This is a genomic window from Prosthecobacter sp., from assembly GCF_044236155.1.
Classification (GTDB): Bacteria; Verrucomicrobiota; Verrucomicrobiia; order Verrucomicrobiales; family Verrucomicrobiaceae; genus Prosthecobacter.
On record NZ_JBIIHA010000053.1, the window covers coordinates 1 to 3,462 of the forward strand.

Sequence of the window (3,462 nt, forward strand, 5' to 3'; positions counted from 1 at the left end):
GGCGAGGTCACGATTGGCCGCGACCAATGGCGGAACGAGTGACAGGGCTGTTTGCAGCGAGGGCAGACGCACCCAGACCTGCTGACGCAATGCTTTGAAGCCGTCGAGCAAATGCGCTGTGGCATCGTCGTAGGATTCCTGCCGGAAGGCGGACAGCGCGGAGGCGAATTGGGCATCTGCGGGCCAGTCGGCGCGGACGGCTGCGAGCAGCGGCGGCATGGCTTCCGCTGTGCCAGCCTGGGCGGTTGATTCCAGCAGCATCAATTCCTCAAACGGACTGGATGGACTGCCAGTCCATGAGGCGAGGACGCTCTCATGATTGCCTCTGGCAAACGCCACGAGCGCTTCAGCACGACGTTGGTCATCGTCTTCGAGGTCGGATGGGATCGAGAACGTGGAGCCATCGGCGGCCAGCATGCGCAGACGCTCGTAGGTGAGTCGATTTCGGTCGATCTGAGAAACGAGATGCGCGGGAACATCGGCCTCCGCGGCGATCGCCAGGGTGAGCACCTGGGTGGTCTCGAATTGATTGTCTTTGGAGAGGGCGCGGGCAAAGCCGTACTCCAGCAGGTTGCGATCATCGGTGTTGATGTGCGCAGGCGTGGTTTGCAGCAGGCTGCGGGCAAAGGCAGGCGAGGCGAGATGATGCGCGAGCACGCCTTCGACGGAACGCGTCAACCAAACGCGTTGGAGCGCTTCGGCATACGGCGGCTGGGTGATCCGGGCGCGGAGTTGCTCCAGCGTGTATGCAGGTGGTGAGAGATGACCGATGAACAAGAGGTCATTGGGGCCGGAGATCCAGGTTTCCACATGGGGAAACACGGCGGTGAGCGTGGCATAGACCTGCCGGATGGCGTGCGCATCGACTTCGTAGCCTTGCACCCATTGCGCGAAGAGTCCGCCCTCTTTGAGCCGCGCTTTGGCCGCCGCGTAGAACTCCCGCGTGAACAAGGTGGACACACCGGCACGGTAGGGATTGGAAGGCTCGGAAATGATCAAGTCGTAGCTGTTTCCAGCCGCGAGCAAAGCCTCGCGTGCATCGCCTGCGATGAGATGAACATTCGCTTTGGCCATCACATTCCGGTTCACGGGTGCGAAGTGTTCGCGGGCGAGAACCGACATGCCGGTCTCCAGTTCCACCACATCCACCCGCTCCATGCCAGGCACGTCCGCGACCCAGCCGGCGGTGGTGCCCGTGCCGAGGCCGACGATGAAGGCGTTGTGCGGCGCTGGATGCAGCATCGCGGGCACCAGGCCCTGCATCACCTGCGTGTCGGCATCGCCAAAGGCCGAGCCGTCGGATTTGCCGTTCACGTAAAGGCAGTAGCCGTCATCGCTGGCGACCGCGGCCACGCTGGCTTCGCGCCCTTCAAATTCATGCGCGATTTTCCAGCGGCTCGCATTCAACCAGCCGCGCAGGCCATTGATGGAAGTCGGCAGCGCTTCCACACGGCCATAGCCGATGGGTTTGTGCCGCCATGCGGCGGTGGGGCCTGCGGAAACGAAAATCAGGCCGCCAGCGCAAAGCCATGACAGGATGATGACAGGCCAGACGCGCCGTGCGGTTGATTTCGCTCCGAGCACCGCAGCGCCGAGGCTGAGCAGCAACGTCAGCAGCATGACCAAGCGCCAGGCACCCGGTGCCGTGAGCCATGGAAGAAGTAAAAAGCCTCCAGCCAATGATCCCGCGATGGCTCCGAGGGTGTTCGCGGCATACGCATAACCGACATGACGACCCGCATCGCGATTTCCCGCTCCCAGCAACCCGACGAGCAGCGGGAACTGCACGCCTGCGAGGATCGACGGCCCCAGCACGAGAAGACTGGAGATCAACGTCCAGCCAACGACCTGGCCGGACAGGCCGAGACTGCGCAGTTGATTCACATCGACGGCAAAGACCGCGATGCGATCTCCCAGCGCCCACGGCAAGGCGAGAAACAAAGCCTGCCATGCCGCGACCCGCGCCAACGCGGCAAGTGTGACGGCGCCTGCGCGTGAGGCCCAGAGCATGCGATACAAGAGTCCGCCGAGTCCGATGCCCGTGAGCGCGAGCGCCAGGATCAAACCGAAGCCATACACGGAACTGCCGAGCAATGGCGCGAGGAGGCGGAACCAGACGAGTTCGCTGAGAAAAAACGTGAAGCCCGTGATGCCTGCGGCGAGATAGATGAATCGCTTTGTCAGATTGCTCGATGCCGCTGACTGCGATGGTGTTGGTTTCACTGGCTCCACCGGCGTCGCATCACGTGCCACCCACCACGCGGCCGCACCGATGAGGAGATTCACCAGGGCGGCGGTCATCACCGTGGCGCGAATGCCCCAGTGCTCCAGCAGCCAGAACGTGCTCAGCAGGACGCCCGCCAGTGCTCCGAGGGTGTTGATGCCATACAGCACGCCGAGATTGCCACGCTGTTGGTCTTGATCTGTCTCCACCCATTTGAACGCGGCAGGCAGGCTGCCCCCCATGAGCAGGCAGGGCGGAGCGAGCACGAGGGTGGCGAGCAGGAGTTGCAGCAGCGTGGCGGTGACTTGCCCCAGCGCGGCGATGCCGCCCGTGCTCAGATACAGCCAGCGCACGCCTGCCAACAGCAGCGGCGTCAGCAAGGCTGCCACACCAACGCCGAGTTCGATGAAGGCATACAGCCGCAGAGGATTGTCGGACGCTTCGGCTTTGCGGCCCAAGAGAGCGCTGCCCGCGCCCATCGCGCCCATGAAGATCGCCAGCACCGCAGCCGTGGCAGGCGTGGCCCCGCCGAAGACCAGCCGGAACTCCCGCAGCCAGGCCATTTGATAGACGAGCGCACAGCCCCCCGACAACGCGAGCAACGTGGCGAGGAAGGGGAGGCGCAGGGATGAGGGCATGAGTGAAGGGTTAGGCGTTAGAAGTTATGAGTTAGAAGCTATGAGTTGGAAGTTATGAGTTGGAAGTTATGAGTTGGAAGTTATGAGTTAGAAGTTATGAGTTGGGGGAGTCTTCGTTGAAAGCTGGATCTGAAATGAGATGGTCTTCGCCGGCTTGATAGAAGGGGGCGGATTCACGCACGGTGCTGTCTTGGGTGTTGTTGGCGGCACGGGTCAGGTAGTTCATGTAGCCGTTCAAGAGACGTTTGGCAGTCTCGAAGAGATGTCGGCCTTCGCCGAGCACTTCGGCGGTGATATAAGCGTCATCGTGGGCGGTGATCAGATGGTCGAGCACTTCAAACAACGAACCACGGGCATTGCTGCAGAACTTGTAGTTGTCGCGAAAATGAAAGCGGCCGAAGCCCTCGGCGATGTTGGCGGTAACGGAACGTGCGGCACGCCGAAGCTGGCTTGCCAGTTCGTAGCGCTCCTCCTTCGGCAAATGCGCAACAATTTCTCGGCTGATAAACAGCCGAAGGTTCCGCGCCGTCTTCCAGCACTCCAAGTCTTCAAATGAGTGGATCGAGTTCATCGGTCCTCATAACCCATCACCTCTAACTC

The 3,462-nt window shown here is 61.8% G+C and carries 2 protein-coding genes; both read right to left on the reverse strand.

Annotation, left to right across the window (positions count from 1 at the left end; translation table 11 throughout):
- Positions 1 to 2,862 (reverse strand): fused MFS/spermidine synthase (locus tag ACILSE_RS22470; protein WP_395719688.1); only part of this gene is annotated, 2,862 nt, incomplete at its 3' end.
- Between the two features lie 94 nt (positions 2,863 to 2,956).
- Positions 2,957 to 3,433, reverse strand: a complete 477-nt coding sequence (locus ACILSE_RS22475) for a four helix bundle protein (RefSeq protein ID WP_395719689.1) — start codon at positions 3,431 to 3,433, stop codon at positions 2,957 to 2,959.
- Between the last annotated feature and the right edge of the window lie 29 nt (positions 3,434 to 3,462).

Bases quoted from the DNA above. Each gene is read 5' to 3' on its own strand.
- ACILSE_RS22475 (WP_395719689.1), bottom strand. From the start codon at position 3,433: ATGAACTCGATCCACTCATTTGAAGACTTGGAGTGCTGGAAGACGGCG.